The sequence below is a fragment of the Alistipes intestinihominis genome, from assembly GCF_040095975.1.
GTDB classification, from domain to species: Bacteria; Bacteroidota; Bacteroidia; order Bacteroidales; family Rikenellaceae; genus Alistipes; species Alistipes senegalensis.
Genome location: NZ_JBBMFL010000019.1, coordinates 66,060 through 81,649, shown reverse-complemented (window position 1 = coordinate 81,649; position 15,590 = coordinate 66,060). Strand labels below are relative to the sequence as shown.

Sequence of the window (15,590 nt, the reverse complement as noted above, 5' to 3'; positions counted from 1 at the left end):
TCAAGAAACCACGTAATTGACTATATTTCAATAATTTCAAAGAACTATTTATCAACTTTTACGGGACAGTAGTGATTCTTGTTATCTCATTCGGGCCGGAAAACCGGCACGTCAACTCCCAAACCAATACTTCTCTCCGAAAGAGAAGTGGTAGCGTATAACATTGATGATAAGTGGCTGAAAAACAGATTATGTTCGGTTCGAGCGACTGGGAATGCTTAACATTCATTGAAGTAGAACCGGTTTAGAACTCGGATTGAGACTTAAAAAACAAGCTGTTTATGCCGTTATAATCAATAAAATACGTATATTTGCACCGTCAAATACTTCTCTTTCGGAGAGAAACGGGCAAATACTCAACAGTTTATCGCCTTGGCGGGATTTTCCCGCACTATTTCAACGACTTGTTTTTTAAACTCCAATGGTTGCTCTCTGAAGTTTGGCAAAACATTTTTTCGGTTGCATGATTCCTGTCAAATCATTCCGTCTCCTGTCTGTCTCTTTTTAAGAAAAATACCGTTCAGGAAAAGACCTGGTTTTCTACTGTTTATTTTTTGAACGGTAATTTTTACTAAACAAATCGCAAATGCCCGCTTAACGGCTCATCTGTTTTTTCATTCTGACGGACAATAAATTTCGTTAATCGTGAAGCGCTTATTTGATTTTTGCGTATCTTTGCACTTGCAAAATACTTCTCTTAAAAAGAGATGTTTTAAATTGCACAACTTTTCAGTTTCTATAGCCATTTTCCGAATGGCTTTTTTGCTGTCCGTACGGTGTGCGGGTATTATGCAAATCTTTCTCCCGATTACAGTGATTTTAGAATAAGGCTGTTGGCCTTGTCCACGACCGATGTGTCTAATGAGGCAAGGTAGATACGCGTGGTATTCTCCGAATCGTGTCCCATCGCTTCGCTGATGGTGGAAATCGGAATGTTCTTGCTCTTTGCGATGGAAGCCCAGGCGTGGCGCGCGACATAGCTTGTCAGCGGTATGGCAAGCCCTAACTGCCGGCCTATTTTTTTCAGTTTGTCATTGACAAGATGGGCGGCGTTCTTGTATTGCTTTCGGGCATCCGTATCCATATCCCGGATGATCGGCAGCAGATAAGGAGTCGCGGACGTATCGTACTTGCCGACAATCTCCTGCATGGGTTTCTCCCACTTGATAAAAAGCTGCTGTCCCGTCTTCTGGCGGCGATAGACCAGAACTCCGTTCTGCAAATCCTTCTTTTTCAGGTAAGCCATATCCACAAATGCCATTCCCCGGGTGTAGAATGAAAACATGAACAGATCTCTCGCATAATCCAGCACAGGACTGAGCGTCAGGTCCAGATCCCGTATCCGGCGGATTACTTTCAGCGGGACGGCACGTTTCACTGTTTTGTCCACGCCCGTATAGACATGTTTGAAGGGATAGCGCTGCACGGTCAGTTCCCTTTCCACCGCACGGTTATAGATGGCGCGCAGGTTGCGCATGTAAAAAGAGGAGGAGTTCGGGCAGACATTGATGCCTTTCAGAAAGGTCTCGTATTCCACCATCAGGTTGGAGTCCACTTCCTCGAACAGCAGGTCCCGTTCGCCCCGGAAACGCAAAAAACTGTTCAAGGCGGTCGTATATGTTTCGGCCGTGCGCCTTTTGCCTATCTTTTTCAGTTCCTGTATGAGTTGTCGTGCAAAGGAAAGGAAACCGCCACAGTCGGCCGGAGAGGAGAACACTTCCACCACCTTGTCGGCGGTATATCCCGTGTCGGAACGTTCGAGCCGTGCGATGACGCTCCGGAGCCGGGACAGGTCGTCTGCTATGGCGGTCTTCATGGAGAGCAGGTAATTCCTGCGTCCCTCTTCTGTGCCGGAAGCCACCACGACCTCGGAAATGCCGGCATCCCATTCCGAAGGAAAAAGCCTGTAGCCGGTATGCAATTGTCTTACCAGACGGTTGTGAATCACTTGATAGTAGAGCGAGCCTTCCTTCATCTCGACGGAAGAGGCCCGGAATTTAACTTTTACTGTTGCCATATTACTTAATTTTCAATGATTGATATTCTGTCATTAAAGAATATGGCAAACAGTCTGGCAAGGATGTAGTCCGGAAAAATATTACTATAATAATGTTTCTCAATCGTAAAATGAGAGAAAATCCACCTTGCTTAACATTTCTTTACTTCGATATGGCGGAGACATGAAAGAATGTCATTATTGCACGGAACGGAAGAGGTGCGCGCACTGCATGCCTCTACCTGTTATGGAATGGAAAGATATAGAAATGGTGCGCTTGATGAAACGGAAAGCCGGTCCCGCCAATCTTCATTTAATATCCGGACATGGCCGGATAAGTCATCGGTAATGCAGAATTGTTGCAATGTTTCCTGTTCGGCGCAGGCTGCCGGAAACAACCGTATAGCTGTACAGATGGCAGGATTTACCGGCACAATGGGTCTGGCGGATGTCAAATCTGTGGATTGGATGGTTTTCCAAACTACTGTTCTGGACCAGGCCCACTCGTGCCCGTTATAAATGGCCATATCAGGCAACGGGCTAAAATATTCCGGACCGGGATGTATCTGAAACCATCATTTGAGATACATCCCGGTCCGGAGTAAATGTCGCTTCAATCAACACACCCTATCCAACGCTTGCAGTCCACCATCATTTTTTGTCTATCTTTATATATTCCGAATACCTGATTTCCACATACGGGTTGTTGCTGGATATGGTCTGACGGATAGCTTTGACCCTCTTCCAGAACCACCATCCCTTGTATTCCACCCATACAGCCTGGTTAAGCGTCACGGGTATCTTTATGTCACCTTTGAGACGGTTCTCTTCAATCAGTCCGCTAAAATGTATATGCGGCGTGACCATCTCCACTTTCTGCCGCAGTAGCGGGACGGTATCACGGACAATGAGCGTGTCGCGGACGGCGGCGTCTATCGGTGCTTTCACCTCGACCTCATGCCGGGCCGCCGCTTCGAGATTCCTGATTTTCACGCCGAGCCGCCTGATGGTTTCGGCATCCTCGGCACGGAACTCCTCATACTCGTCTATGGTCAGCCGCAGTGCCTTGGCATCGAGGGCCATCGTCGCTGAATCGGTCCGCATCCGCTTCACATCGGAAAGCAGGGCTGTGCTGTTCATGCGGAAACGGTCGCGTTCTTCCGTGAGGCGTATTGTCCACCGGTGCTGCAACCAGAGGATGCCGCCGAGCAGCAGCACGGTTATCAGAAGTGTTTTGTCCAGCCTATTCATATGTCACGGATTTTTCGGGAATGAACCAGACAAACTCATCCATGTAGGCCTCTTCCAACAGAACCAGCCCGCCCTTGTTTTTCCTGTCTTCACCGGACAGGTCCTCCACGACCAGCCCTCTCCGGCCGGCCAGTCCGCCAAGCTTCATGCGGGAAAGTTCCGGAGAAGCGATGATTTTCACATAAGTATTCTTTGTCATAACCGGCAGTTTAAAAATCGGGTTATTTATGCAGGTTCTGGCATTTCAGCAGCTCCCGGATGTCGGCCCGGATCTCGTGCAGGTCATTCTGCACCGTGTTGAGCTGCATCATGGTCGCCTCGAACACGGACTTGTCCAGCTTCATGGCGTTGATGCGGTCATACTGGTTCTTGATTTCCACTTCCAAACCGATACATTTGGTCTCCAGTTCTGCAATCTGGGCCGTGTTGTTCACATGCTGTATGTACAGTGTCAGCGAGAACGAAAGTACCACGACGATAATCTTGAAGTACTTCACTACAAATTCCTTGAATTGTTCCATATCATTATTCCATTAAAAGTGAGAATGCCTCCCTGATGGCCCTTATCAGAACCTCAGCCGCCGCGCTGTCCCGGAATCCGTAGATGACCAGCGCGACCATTATCACCAGATATATCCACCAGGCAATTTCTTCCCTGGTGACTTTATGTTTCCTTTTCACCATCTGTCATAGGGTTTTGGGGTACGATCACATTGAAGATGACATTGCCGTCACTGCCCTCGATGCGCAGGCGGTTCTCCTCCTTGTGCCTGATGGGGAAGATATCCATCAGCGCCTTGGCGGCATTGACCGACACGGCCCTGAGCGGCGCAGGGGAAAGCGGCACTCCGAAACGGTCGGTATAGTCCGAAGTGGCCGTCTCGTCCATGACGGCCTTGAGGGTCTCGGCCACCTGCAGCTTCACGGCCATCGTCTCCATCTCGAACCGTTCCGAGGAGAGCAGCGCCTTGATATGCGCCAGCACATGCGGTTTGTTCATCAGGTAATTGGCCGAAGCGTACGGATTCTTCACCGTATCCTCACCGAATACCTCCACAAAGCATTTTTTCGGCCGTCCGGCATACTCCAGCCCGCCGTTCACATAGAGGTTGCAGAATTGCAGCTCCTGCTCCGTGAGCGGTTTCTCTTCCGGCCTATCCTGCGTGTTCGCTATCTTGTCTGACATCGTTTCTTCCTTCCTTTTCTGAAAGAGTAGCGGGTTTGTGTCCCGGAGGTTTTACAAAACCCGCCTTTTCGTTGCATAACAATTGTTCCATTAATGCGTCATAGAATACCTGGGCCAACGCATCGGCACACGCCTCCGCGTCCGCCAGCGAGTTGATGAGCCGCAGGTTGAACTTGATTTCCAGGTCGTAGCCCGATATGAACGCCATCAGTTCGTTCCCGTCATAGCCCAGCGCCCCGTAGGTCATCCGGTCCGCCGTGCGGAATGTGATGGTCTCGGGAATCCGTTCCCGGTCAATGCCTGGGGCTTCCTTATTCGTGTCCATACTCATATCTTGAAATATTTACGGGTTTTCTCTTTCTTCTGCATGGCGGTTGCCGTCCCTTCCGTCTGGCGCAGACGGGAGGTATAGACCCCCAGGATGTCGAGCGTGGCCGTCACGTCGGCAGCCGCATCGTGGGCATCGTCCAGTTCCACGCCCAACCTTGAGGCTACCAGTTCCAGTTTGTACGAGGTGACCTCCGGATCGGCGGCAAAAGCCAGCCGCCCCAAGGCAAGCGTGTCGATGTAGTGCGGCTGGAAGTTGCCGTAATAGTCCCTGCTCCCGGAAAAGGTCTTTTCAAACTCGGCGGCCAGTCCGGCATAGTTCACCAGCTGTTGCAGGAATCCGATGTCGAAGGCGATGTTCTGTCCGACCAGCACGGGCTTGCACTGGTTGCCCTTCGAGAGGGTGGCGCGTTTGGCGAAGGCGATGACTTCTCCGGCCACCTTCTTCATGTCCATACCCTGCGTGCGCAGCATCTCCATGGTAATGGCGGAATAGTCCAATGCCGCCTGTTCGTACTTCATCGGGACATATTCCTGTCCTTTCGCCTGCTCATGGCGGGTACGCAACACCTTGCGCCGGGGAAGTCCCGCGTCCTGTTTCCCGTAGGGGGCGATATACGCCTGGTAGCGGTCGAATACCTGCCATGTGTCGAAACGGACGGCCTGCAGGGCGATCTGCGTGCAGGCGCATTCACGGCAGTCCAGCCCTCCGGTCTCGAAATCCAGCCCGATGCCTACATATATTTTCTGTTCAGTCTGTGGTGCCATATCTTCTCAGGATTGGATGAATAACAATGAGTTCTTATAGGTCTGCAATGTATTGCAGCCGTTGTAGTCGCTGTAACGGATGACGGCCGTGAGGATGACCACCCGGTCCTTAAGCGACTGGATCTCGGTGCGGTGCTCCATGTAATAGTCGTTCCAGCACACGCACTCCGCCAGGCGGTTGTTCTGGGAGAGTGTCAGCCTGGCGAAACGCTTCCGGCTTCCCGTCTCCCTGTCCTTGTAGGTATGCTCGGCTACATCCACCACCGTGGCGCAGACAGCCGCACGCCTGCCGTCATTCTCGTCCCGTGCCACCTCGTCCAGGGTCAGGTAGGAGGCTTTTCCCTTGACCTGCCCGCTGGCTTCCGAATTGTCGAAGATGCGGCGGTAGTCGATGCTGCCGATACCCGACACGGCAATCTGCTGCTGCGACCAGAAGAAATGCCGCCCGCGCATGTCCTGCGGGAAGTCCTTTTCGGAAAGGGAGAATCCCAGTTCACGTGCGGCGCGTTCGAGCAGCGCGCAGCGTTCGGTAACCGCCCCGACTTTTTCGATGCGGTCGAAGCATCCGGCAAGGATCATGTGCTTGACATGCCGGGCGTTCACGGGGACTTTCACGGCCTCTTCCGCGTTGTCGGGATCGTCCCAGTAACTGTATTTCTTGAGCTTGTAACGGAATATGCGGTGGATGAAGTTCTCGATACCCGTATATGCCCCGCCCCGGTCGCGTTCCGTGACGATGTATTCCACTGTCCTGAGGCCGACCTGCTTGATTCGGGTAAGCGACCAGAAGATTTCATCGGTGGCATAGTCGGTGAAGAACTCCGTCCCGGAGCGGTTGATGTCCGGCGGCACGATCTTGGCCGGCGAGCAGCGTTCCATCTCCGCCATCAGCGAAGGAATCTCCTTGTCGTCCGCCCATTGCAATGCCACGGTATAGAACGCCGACGGGTAATTGGCCTTGAGCCATGCCCCGCAATAGGCTGTAAGGGCGTATGCCGCGGCATGGGAGCGGTTGAACGAATATTTCCCGGCCACCTCTATCTTGTGCCAGATTTCCTCCGCCTCATAGTCCGGGCATCCGTTCCCGACGGCTCCGGCAATGAAATCCGCCTTCAGCGTGGCCATCAGGTCGGCTTTCTTCTTTCCTATGGCCTTGCGCAGGAGGTCGGTCTTCCCGAGGTCGAATCCCCCGAGCGTATGGGCGACGGACATGAACTGCTCCTGGTAGACCATGATTCCGAAAGTGTTCTTCGTCGCTTCATAACAGCCGTAGTTATAGACCGGGGCCACCTCGCCACGCCTGAAACGGACATAATCATCGGTGGCGCCGATGTCGAGCGTGGCGGGGCGGTACAGGGCATTGACGGCGATCAGGTCCTCGATACACTCCGGCTGTACATCCTGGATAAACCGGGTAATGCCCGGTGAAGAGAACTGGAACACATTCTGCGTGTTACCGTCCGAGAGCAGCCGGTAGGTCTTCCCGTCTTCCAGCATATCCTGCGTGATACGCCCGATGGTGAGTTCCTGCCCGAAATTCCGGTTGACCAACGCGATGACGGCACTCAGTTTGGCAAGTTCCTTTGTCGCCAGCACATCCTCCTTCAACAATCCGATCTCATCGACCGAATAGCCGTCGAACTCCGATACCAGTGCCCCGTCCATCTTGCGGACCGGCAGGAAATCGAAGCATTCGGCGGGCCTGCCGTCCCGCGTGTCCGGTGTGACAACGATGGCCGAGGCGTGTATGGAGGCCGCTTTGGGCTGTCCGAGCAATCCTTGCACGTCCTCGATGACCAGCGGATAGGTCTGGATAAAGTCCCGAAGTTTTCTGTTGGAGGCAGCCTGTCTGAACAGTCCTGTCCAGTCCGTGCCGTCATCTATCATGGCGGTAATATAGTTCACGATGGAGTGAGGCACGCGGTGTACGCGTGCCACGTCCTTCAAGGCGGCTTTCAGTTTCATCGTGGTAAAGGTGCCGGCGGAAAAGACACGCTGGCGGCCGTCCGCGTTGTACCGTTCTTCCAGGTAATCCTTGATCTCCTGCCGCCGGTCGGAGGCATAGTCGACATCTATATCCGCCTTACGGGAGGGCGGAATGTCCGCCCTCCACAAGTCCTTTCCCCACGAACGAATCCATTACGGTGAATGCTTCATTCGCTTTTTTAATTGTTACGTTTGTCACTTTCATTTTTTATACTTTTTATAGTGGACGATATCGCATATCGTCTGTTTGCAAACCTTGAATTGTTCAGCCAGTTCATTTTGCATGACTCCCGACCGGTGTAACCGCCTGATATGATCCGCTTGTTCATTTGTCAGTTTGGCGTTCACACTGTTCTCTCCATAATCATCCCTGAGTTTATGCACCATAGAATGCATGACGTTTTCTTGCCTGGTACACATTTCCAGGTTGTCACTTCGATTATTGTGCTTATTGCCATCCTTATGATTAACCTCCTTTGCCGCATTCCAATCATCAAGAAAATGTTCTGCGACAAGTCTATGGATTAATTTTTTACATATTTTTCCGTCAGAGGCCAAAGAAACATTGTAATACGGGGATGTACCCCCGACCCACGGTTTGATGATTTGTCCGTTCCTCCAATATTGGGATGTGGCATTACGGACATATCTTCCGACACTTCTAATTCTACCGCAGGAGCTTACTTGATAAATTCCCTCGTAATGATGAATATCTTTCCAAATTTCTTCCTCGTCCATTATCGTATATATTTCTTGTATCGTATTATCGCGCTTACCGTCTGGCGGCTGACGCCGTACTGTTTTGCCAGGCTGTTCTGGGAAGCCTGGCCGGAAGAATATCTCACCCGTATCTCTTCCGCCTGCCCGTTGGTCAGTTTGGCATTCACGCTTTTTTCGCCGTAATCCCGTTTGAGGCCACCCGCTATGGCATGTTCCATATTCCGCTGGTGCGTACACATCTCCAGGTTATCCGCACGGTTGTTGTCGCGGTTCCCGTCGATATGGTTCACCTCCAGTCCCGGATTCCAGTCGGGCAGGAAATGCTGTGCTACCAGACGGTGCACGGAGAACTTCTTCCCGACACCGCCCTTGTAGAGCCGGACACAGTCATAGAGCGAAGTCGTCCCGCACCAATGGCACATAATGCGTTCGGGTTGTATCCAGGTAATGCCGTCATGCGAAACCTGCCGTTCCAGACTCTTGACACGCCCGAGGTTGCTGATCCTGTACTTTCCTTCATAGTTCTTGATATCCACCCAGATTTCCCGGGTGTCAGCCATGGGTTATACGGTTTAGTGCTGTCTGAAAAATTTCCCGGTCTATCTCCACGCCGACGAACCGGCGTCCCGTATTCCGGCAGGCCACGGCCGTGCTGCCGCTGCCCATCGCAAAGTCGAGGACGATGTCCCCTTCATCGGTGTAGGTGCGTATCAGGTATTCCAGCAGGGCGACAGGTTTCTGTGTCGCGTGCAGGCAGGAGCGTTGCTTGTCGGTCTTGAACTTCAGCACGCTGCGCGGATAGCGTTCCGTGGATATGTAATCCCGGAAATTGTCGTGCTTCCGGTATATCTCGCCGGCATCGCATTTCCGCTGGTGTTCGGCCATCACGACCTTGCGCCTGTGCCCGTCCGTCTTGATCGGATGATACTTCGGCAACCTGTCGTAGAAGACCAGAATGTCCTCGTGCGCCTTCATCGGCATACGCCCGGCATTCAGGAAGCCTGTCGCCTGCGTCTTCTCCCATACCCAGGCATACCGCAGCCTGCGGAGATTGGAACTGCCCAGCAGGCTCGTAAAAGGATGCTGGCAGAACAGCAGTACGGGAGTGTCGGGCCTGGATATGCCCTGTACGGCATTCCACATCCCGGGGATGTCTATCACGGCATCCCACCGGCAGTGTGTCGTACCGTATGGAGGGTCTGACAATACCATGTCGGCGGTGATGCCTTCTTCAGCCAGCAGGGGCAGCACATCGAGTGCATCGCCCCGGTAAAGGTCGCAACCGTCATAGGGACGGTGGTGTTCGTAGGTCGGATTCATGGGTTTCGAGTTCCTTTAGGTTCCACAAGCAATCTCGGCGGTCAAAAAGGATTTCGTCGCCACACATCAATTCATCTGCGTATATCGTCCGCTCTTCTCCGTTACGGATTACCCGCATCCGGGCATCCGTGCACAGACGGTAAGTCTTGCCTTCAGATTCCATCTCCACATAGCGTTCGCCCTTGCCGAGTGTGATGTCCGGGGCAAGCACCGTCAGTTCGTCTTTCCAGCTGAGCCCGCAGCGTTCCGGCACGAGGAAGCGCGAGAAGATAAGGTCGTATTTCAGCGGGTCGATGGAGGTTATGCCAAGCAAGTAGGAAACCAGCGAGCCCCCGGCGGAACCGCGACCTATACCAGTTGCGATGCCTCTCCGGTGCGCCTCCCGCACCATATCCCACTGCACCAGGAAATAGTCCACATTGTCGGTCGATTCAATGATATAGACTTCCTCGTCCAGCCGTTCCCGATAGCGTTCCCGCTCCGGTTCCGGCACTTTCCGGTCCAGCCCGTCGTCAAGCAGTCGGAGGAACATCGTACGGCGGTCACCATACCGTTCCCGCTCTTCCGGTCGCATACGGTATTCCGGCATGAACATTCGCCCGGTCTCGAATGAGGCGTCCGCACGTCCGGCAATCTCCACCGTGGGACGGCACATGCGCCTAAACAGGGAATCGAAGTCCCATTGCCCGGAGAACAGAGGACGGAGCGTGTCATACAATTCATCCGCTGTCTTGAAATACTGGTCATCGCTCTGTTCATGGGCGGCTCCCGTGGCAATCTTGTTCACCACGATTCTGTACCCTGCATCGTCCTTGTCCATGTAGTAGCAGTCCGGAATCAGGACTGGTTCTACTGTAAATGAATCCGTGTCGGCATCATAACAGTTGCCGAAATAATATTTCAGGGCTTCTAGTTGCTCCCTGTCGATGCGGTCCGCCTTGTATTCGTTGGCGTCGACCTGGTAATAGACCGCTTCGGCACCTTTCCGGATACGCTTCACCTGTTTGGGGTGTCCGGCCATCCAGTAGACGGAACGGATGGCGAAAACCACCACACAACCTGCGGCATACATCAGCAGCTGTTCATAGCGGAGGGTGTTGTCTTCCGAATCGACCATGACGGCCCGTTGGATGCGCAGCAGATTATGCAGCCCCTCGTTATCCAAGGCATAAATCTTCAGCCCGACACGTTCTTCTTCGTGCATCATTGTCAGCGAGTAGCCGAATATATGTTTCAGCCCGGTATTGGCGCACTCCTTCTGAAGGTTCAGCGTGGCGGCCATTGTATTGCGGTCGCAGATGCCGACAGCCGTATGCCCGAGCCATTTCGCCTTGCGGCACAAATCTTCCGGCGAGCAGCAGGCGTTCAGCAGCTCGTAGGAGGTATGGATGCCGAGGTTCACGAAAGGTACATCATGTACCGGAGGCTTGGGCCGGCCGATATATTTCAGCAGGTTGAAACGGAATTCTTCCCGCAGGTCATAGTAGTACCAGTTCCTGCCGAACGGGAAGGCCACATGGAAGATTCCTTCTTCCATCAGCACATCCGGACTTTCCATCAGGTTGAACACGAGCTTGTCCCCGTCGCCGCGGAAGATGGATTCCACTCCCGACAGGTCGGCCGTGAAAAGCCGCCCGAAGCCGGGAATATCCACCACTTCCGTATCGACCGGGATATAGGTTATCCGTTGTGCATCGAGCCATGAGAAAAGTTCCTGTATCATCTTTCCTGTACTTTTTTGAGTTTGTATTCAAGGACGGACAGCAGGCGGCAGGCGAAAATCCCGTAGATTTCCGCTTCCGTGAGTTCGTCCCAGTCTTTGGCGGCATCAGCAATGTCCGCGATGAAAACCTCGAAATAGGGTTTCAGCCGTTCAGCCGTCCGCTTTACCGACTCGACGGCATCACCATCGTAACCGATGACTACGGTTCTGACGCCTTTCGATTGCAGCTTGTAGATCTGTACATCGGATATTTTCTTTCCGAAAGTGGCCACGGCTGCGACATGGGAATTGTCATAGAGTTCGAGTCTGCGGGTCAGGGCGATGACATCGAAAATACCTTCCGCGAGGATGACCGTATCGGTTTCATCCATACGGACGGCATCGTAGTTATAAAGGAGTCTGGAAAAGTCGTTTTCCGTGGAGTTCCGGTAACGCAGGATCTTGTACCCGCCGCTATGTCTGGTCTTGCGGTTGTGGGCGTCTATATCCTCTTTCGGCCAGGTATGGCGGGAGACATAGCCGACAACCGTACAGTCATCGATGACCGGAAAGACGACATAGTCCGCGTAGCGCGGATTGAGCCTGCCGGTTATCCCGACCGGGAAATACTCGTAATCGTCGAAACAGAAGCCGCGCCGCTGCAAATACGGATGCCGGAAAGTGCGCTTGTAAAAGTCCGGCAATTCGACCGGCACCAGTTCGTCGTCTATTTCTTCCGCCTCGTCCTTCTCCAGCAGGTGCAGGTTCAACGGTGCGGCAATGTCAGCTGTCTGCAAAACCATCAGGTCCATGCGACCGATAGCCGCCAGAAGTTGCTCCAATGTACGGGTGGATGCCCCGCAGGAGAAGCAGTGGGCCATGAAAGGCCGGCGGTGGGCAGTCGCCTTGCCGATGTAGATACCGAACTTACCGCCCGACTTTCCGCAGAACGGGCAGCGCGGAACGATAAGGTTCTTACCGCTCCCGTCCCGTTTGGCACCCGTCTCGCGGGTTATCTCCGAAACCAGATATTGATATTCCTGTACCGACAGTTCCATATTAAGGTATAGTCGTGACCGCTACAGGTTGGTTTGAAATGTTTGGAAAAAGAATCCGGATTAGCCCAATAAAAATAGACCGGCAGAATCATGGAAGGTCTTTCCACCCAAAGGAAAAGAGAAATTGTCTTCCCGGCTGGACAAAAAATGACTGCTTTTGTCTAATCGATAAAACAATATATAAATAAGGAGATTGATAATCAGCATTGGCTGATTATCAGGTGTAGAGATGTACTTTTCTAAAATGATCACTCTCTACATAAAAAAAGCGTATTTTTTGTGCAGTACAATAAACATACTGAATGAAAAGTATCGTTTTCCAATTACTACAAATAACGGATTTGTATTTGCGAGGTCATTCGAACTTTCCTCGAACAAAGGTCGTATGATATCTCGAACGCCAAGACCCGTGAGCGGAAACTGAAAGCCTTGGAGGCGGCAGAGGAATTGAAATGTGAAAACCTGCTGTTGATAACATGGGGAACGGACGATATGGCGGAATACAAAGGGCATACAATAAAAATCGTATCTGTCCGGAATTGGTTTTACGCATGTAAGCTGCCATATATTCTCAACATTCCAGTCGTTACAAGTCAAAAAGCCACCGACACGCCGCATCCGGATCGATGGCTTTTTATTCCCTGTTCAGATTCAGTGTCCTCTGCCCGTCATAGAACACCTCATTGTCGTAGTCGGTGGCAATCCTGATAGTGTCTCCTTTCTTGAAGAACCGGCTTTTGGCCACGTGCAGGCGCATAACGTTCTCCTTTCTTTCAGCCGATGACTGGTTGAGCGAAACAAGGTGCGTGCACGGGCGGGCCAGACCTTTGGCCTCCGAACAGTTGTACTCGGTCAGCACGTTCCGCTCGTCATTCAGCCACTCCCGGTCTTCGATGGTAGACTGGTAAGTCACCACCATCCATACCTTTTCGTCCGCCGCCAGGTCCTTCAGGTCATTAGCCACCGCGATACGCTTCGCCCGTTCATGGTCGGCTCCCCATGAACGGCGGTTGGCATCCGTCAGCAAGTCCATCGAATCCACAATCACGATGTCCGGATTATATCCTTTGAGCTTCCTGTATTCCGAAATGCCGTTCTTGATGTCGAGTGTCGAGACCTGGGCATTGAAACGCGGGTAACTGCGCACCGTGATGCTTCCGGCATACGAGGCGACCAGTTTTTCCAGATGTCTCATCTCCGTATCCGAAATCTTTCCCCGCTCGTAATAGTAGGCGTTCCTGGAAATCAGTCCGCCGGAATAGGCGTTCAACGCCTCTTCTTCCGAACCTTCCAGCTGGAAATGCAGCACATGCAGCCCGTCATCGATGTCCGCCCTGACACCGATCCATTTGGCGATGTGCGACTTTCCCACGCCTGTGCTGGCCAGGAAACAGGTCAGCTGACCTCGCAGGTTACGTCCGGCATTGAGCGCATCCAGATACGGGATGTAGAAGCGGGACACACGAGGGGCGGCCGAGCGTTCCTCTTCCTCCTCGCGCCGGCGGTTCCTCTCGAAACGCTCCTTGAAAGTCGCGGCCACATCGACGAACGAGGAACTCTTCAGCGTGAACCCTGCCAGCCACTCGGCATATTCCCGAAGAGTCTTCTCCGCCTTGTCCTGTTTGTTCTCGTTATACAGTTTTCCGACCTCCGCATAGACCGACTGCAACCGGACCCCCTTGATGTAGGACTCCAGCATGTCGGTCATCACCTCGGCACTCTGTCCCTCGTCATACTCCCGGAAAGTGTCTATCAGCTCGATGGCGTCGTAATCCTCATGGAAGGTCTGTGCCAGCACGGCATACGACGGCGGTGTCTTGTATGTCTTGAAGTGTACGGCTATCGCCTCCTGTACCTGCTGGAACGAACGGTCCGGCAGGTATTCCTTACGCATATGCCGGGCTAGGACAGCACACAACGGTTCCTGTCTGAGCGCCGTGGCATAGAGTTCATACAGGAACTCGGCACTGAGCGGATTGACGGCACTCATGGCTTCGCCTCCTTTTTCCGCCACGCCTCACAGCGGATACGGTACAGTTCCGGATAGCGCGCCTGTGTCCTTCTGCGGCATGGCTCCGCTTTCGCACATTTTGAGCATGACGGGGAGAAAGGCGTCCACATCAGCGTGGAGAGCGCACAGACGAGATATCCCGCTTCGGTGGAGAGCAGTCGCCGCTTGGTCGTCTCCTCGTATTCCGGATAAATAAAACGCCCGAACGGATGGCTGCGGCGGTCTTCCACTGCCCGCGCCAAATCATGCCGTGACAGCCCGAAACTCTTCAGCCACCGGTCCTCCCGGTAGCGGCGTTCCTTTCCCGAGCGGAGATAGCGGCCGATGGCTTTCTTTCCGAATGAATGGGAGACGTTCCATTTCCTGCGATACGCGGTATCATATCCGGAAATGGCATATGTCTGGCAGATACAGAAGTCGGACAGGCGTTCCGCACTGACGGAGACGACCTCCCGGCACAAGCCGTCGAAACACATCCCGAGTTGCCTGTCCGACTTGCCGCCGGTAGGGAACACAAAATCCGCCCACACCGTGGTGCGGACCAGCCGTGTAAAGAGCCTCCGGCATCCGTCAATCCATTCTTTTCTCTCCATCGCGTGTCAATAGTTTGCGCAGCTGCGTCTTGGCTAGGAAGATGCGGCTTTTTACCGTTTCTACGTTCCTGGTCTGCAAAGTACCGTTGTTATAGGTGATTTCCATGATTTCCCCGAGTTTGTAACCAGCCTGCTGCAAGAGCAGGGCTTCCCGGTAAATCGGTTTGAGCCGGTCCAGTGCCCAGAGGATGTCATCGTTATAGAACTCGCGGTAGTTGTCCATCCCCATGCTGTTTCCCGACGGTTCGTCCTCATCCGACAGCGAAGAGGATATTTCCGAAATGTCGATATTGTCGTCCGGGGGCATGCGGTTCCTGTTGCGGTTGTTCAGGTCCGCCACAAGCCGTTTGGTCACGGCATAGATCCAGGTCTTTACCGGACGGGCCGGGTCATAACTGTCCATATACTTGAAGAAGTTGGCCAACGCCTCGAGGTAGTTGTCCTCGATGTCCTCCTGGTTATAGGTATATTTGATACAAATGCTGTATATCAGATTCTTGTGCGGCATCACATATTTTCTGAGAAGTTCCGCCCTCTGTCTCGCGGATTCGTCTTCAGGCTGGAGAACCGCAATAAACACATCTTTCTTTTCCACGTTTCCACTGACTGAAAAGGTTGATAATGAATCTCATGTCCTAATCTGTCAGCTACCGTGAGCGTCAATTGAAAAAA

The 15,590-nt window shown here is 52.8% G+C and carries 17 protein-coding genes; all 17 read right to left on the bottom strand.

Annotated features, from left to right (window positions below; all coding sequences use genetic code 11):
* Positions 1 to 808: 808 nt before the first annotated feature.
* A complete protein-coding gene (locus tag WMO46_RS13810) occupies positions 809 to 2,017 on the bottom strand; it encodes a site-specific integrase (protein WP_004303986.1) in 1,209 nt (402 codons plus the stop codon).
* 630 nt (positions 2,018 to 2,647) lie between these two features.
* Positions 2,648 to 3,247: a DUF6549 family protein gene (locus WMO46_RS13805; protein ID WP_004293548.1), complete on the bottom strand. Its 600-nt coding sequence runs from the start codon at positions 3,245 to 3,247 to the stop codon at positions 2,648 to 2,650.
* Positions 3,240 to 3,446: a hypothetical protein gene (locus tag WMO46_RS13800; RefSeq protein ID WP_004293549.1), complete on the bottom strand. Its 207-nt coding sequence runs from the start codon at positions 3,444 to 3,446 to the stop codon at positions 3,240 to 3,242. The genes WMO46_RS13805 and WMO46_RS13800 overlap by 8 nt, the downstream gene beginning before the upstream one ends.
* Positions 3,447 to 3,468: 22 nt before the next feature.
* The gene (locus WMO46_RS13795) at positions 3,469 to 3,768 is read right to left on the bottom strand and encodes a hypothetical protein (protein ID WP_004293550.1); all 300 of its coding nucleotides are present in this window, start codon (positions 3,766 to 3,768) and stop codon (positions 3,469 to 3,471) included.
* 4 nt (positions 3,769 to 3,772) lie between these two features.
* Positions 3,773 to 3,931: a hypothetical protein gene (locus WMO46_RS13790; RefSeq protein WP_008672755.1), complete on the bottom strand. Its 159-nt coding sequence runs from the start codon at positions 3,929 to 3,931 to the stop codon at positions 3,773 to 3,775.
* Positions 3,912 to 4,433, bottom strand: coding sequence for a hypothetical protein (locus tag WMO46_RS13785; protein WP_004293551.1), 522 nt, complete (start codon positions 4,431 to 4,433; stop codon positions 3,912 to 3,914). The genes WMO46_RS13790 and WMO46_RS13785 overlap by 20 nt, the downstream gene beginning before the upstream one ends.
* A complete protein-coding gene (locus tag WMO46_RS13780; protein ID WP_004293552.1) occupies positions 4,402 to 4,764 on the bottom strand; it encodes a hypothetical protein in 363 nt (120 codons plus the stop codon). Before WMO46_RS13780 ends, WMO46_RS13785 begins: the two co-directional genes overlap by 32 nt.
* Entirely contained in the window at positions 4,761 to 5,528 is a 768-nt protein-coding gene (locus WMO46_RS13775) for a 3'-5' exonuclease (protein ID WP_004293553.1), read from the bottom strand. The genes WMO46_RS13780 and WMO46_RS13775 overlap by 4 nt, the downstream gene beginning before the upstream one ends.
* Before the next feature lie 6 nt (positions 5,529 to 5,534).
* Positions 5,535 to 7,643 carry a helix-hairpin-helix domain-containing protein gene (locus WMO46_RS13770; protein WP_004293554.1) on the bottom strand — a complete coding sequence of 703 codons (2,109 nt, stop codon included), beginning with the start codon at positions 7,641 to 7,643 and terminating at the stop codon, positions 5,535 to 5,537.
* Between the two features lie 72 nt (positions 7,644 to 7,715).
* The gene (locus WMO46_RS13765) at positions 7,716 to 8,252 is read right to left on the bottom strand and encodes an HNH endonuclease (protein WP_004293555.1); all 537 of its coding nucleotides are present in this window, start codon (positions 8,250 to 8,252) and stop codon (positions 7,716 to 7,718) included.
* On the bottom strand, positions 8,252 to 8,794 hold the full coding sequence (locus WMO46_RS13760) for an HNH endonuclease (protein ID WP_004293556.1): 543 nt from the start codon (positions 8,792 to 8,794) through the stop codon (positions 8,252 to 8,254). Before WMO46_RS13760 ends, WMO46_RS13765 begins: the two co-directional genes overlap by 1 nt.
* A complete protein-coding gene (locus WMO46_RS13755) occupies positions 8,787 to 9,554 on the bottom strand; it encodes a DNA-methyltransferase (RefSeq protein ID WP_004293557.1) in 768 nt (255 codons plus the stop codon). Before WMO46_RS13755 ends, WMO46_RS13760 begins: the two co-directional genes overlap by 8 nt.
* Positions 9,520 to 11,277, bottom strand: coding sequence for a PHP domain-containing protein (locus WMO46_RS13750; RefSeq protein ID WP_004293558.1), 1,758 nt, complete (start codon positions 11,275 to 11,277; stop codon positions 9,520 to 9,522). Before WMO46_RS13750 ends, WMO46_RS13755 begins: the two co-directional genes overlap by 35 nt.
* Entirely contained in the window at positions 11,274 to 12,314 is a 1,041-nt protein-coding gene (locus WMO46_RS13745; protein WP_004293559.1) for a toprim domain-containing protein, read from the bottom strand. The genes WMO46_RS13750 and WMO46_RS13745 overlap by 4 nt, the downstream gene beginning before the upstream one ends.
* A 634-nt stretch (positions 12,315 to 12,948) precedes the next feature.
* Positions 12,949 to 14,304, bottom strand: coding sequence for a DnaB-like helicase C-terminal domain-containing protein (locus WMO46_RS13740; RefSeq protein WP_004293560.1), 1,356 nt, complete (start codon positions 14,302 to 14,304; stop codon positions 12,949 to 12,951).
* Entirely contained in the window at positions 14,301 to 14,918 is a 618-nt protein-coding gene (locus WMO46_RS13735) for a hypothetical protein (protein ID WP_008672745.1), read from the bottom strand. Before WMO46_RS13735 ends, WMO46_RS13740 begins: the two co-directional genes overlap by 4 nt.
* Positions 14,896 to 15,498 carry an RNA polymerase sigma factor gene (locus WMO46_RS13730; RefSeq protein WP_004322848.1) on the bottom strand — a complete coding sequence of 201 codons (603 nt, stop codon included), beginning with the start codon at positions 15,496 to 15,498 and terminating at the stop codon, positions 14,896 to 14,898. The genes WMO46_RS13735 and WMO46_RS13730 overlap by 23 nt, the downstream gene beginning before the upstream one ends.
* Positions 15,499 to 15,590: the final 92 nt, after the last annotated feature.

Bases quoted from the DNA above. Each gene is read 5' to 3' on its own strand.
- WMO46_RS13810 (WP_004303986.1), bottom strand. From the start codon at position 2,017: ATGGCAACAGTAAAAGTTAAATTCCGGGCCTCTTCCGTCGAGATGAAG.
- WMO46_RS13805 (WP_004293548.1), bottom strand. From the start codon at position 3,247: ATGAATAGGCTGGACAAAACACTTCTGATAACCGTGCTGCTGCTCGGC.
- WMO46_RS13800 (WP_004293549.1), bottom strand. From the start codon at position 3,446: ATGACAAAGAATACTTATGTGAAAATCATCGCTTCTCCGGAACTTTCC.
- WMO46_RS13795 (WP_004293550.1), bottom strand. From the start codon at position 3,768: ATGGAACAATTCAAGGAATTTGTAGTGAAGTACTTCAAGATTATCGTC.
- WMO46_RS13790 (WP_008672755.1), bottom strand. From the start codon at position 3,931: ATGGTGAAAAGGAAACATAAAGTCACCAGGGAAGAAATTGCCTGGTGG.
- WMO46_RS13785 (WP_004293551.1), bottom strand. From the start codon at position 4,433: ATGTCAGACAAGATAGCGAACACGCAGGATAGGCCGGAAGAGAAACCG.
- WMO46_RS13780 (WP_004293552.1), bottom strand. From the start codon at position 4,764: ATGAGTATGGACACGAATAAGGAAGCCCCAGGCATTGACCGGGAACGG.
- WMO46_RS13775 (WP_004293553.1), bottom strand. From the start codon at position 5,528: ATGGCACCACAGACTGAACAGAAAATATATGTAGGCATCGGGCTGGAT.
- WMO46_RS13765 (WP_004293555.1), bottom strand. From the start codon at position 8,252: ATGGACGAGGAAGAAATTTGGAAAGATATTCATCATTACGAGGGAATT.
- WMO46_RS13760 (WP_004293556.1), bottom strand. From the start codon at position 8,794: ATGGCTGACACCCGGGAAATCTGGGTGGATATCAAGAACTATGAAGGA.
- WMO46_RS13755 (WP_004293557.1), bottom strand. From the start codon at position 9,554: ATGAATCCGACCTACGAACACCACCGTCCCTATGACGGTTGCGACCTT.
- WMO46_RS13750 (WP_004293558.1), bottom strand. From the start codon at position 11,277: ATGATACAGGAACTTTTCTCATGGCTCGATGCACAACGGATAACCTAT.
- WMO46_RS13745 (WP_004293559.1), bottom strand. From the start codon at position 12,314: ATGGAACTGTCGGTACAGGAATATCAATATCTGGTTTCGGAGATAACC.
- WMO46_RS13740 (WP_004293560.1), bottom strand. From the start codon at position 14,304: ATGAGTGCCGTCAATCCGCTCAGTGCCGAGTTCCTGTATGAACTCTAT.
- WMO46_RS13735 (WP_008672745.1), bottom strand. From the start codon at position 14,918: ATGGAGAGAAAAGAATGGATTGACGGATGCCGGAGGCTCTTTACACGG.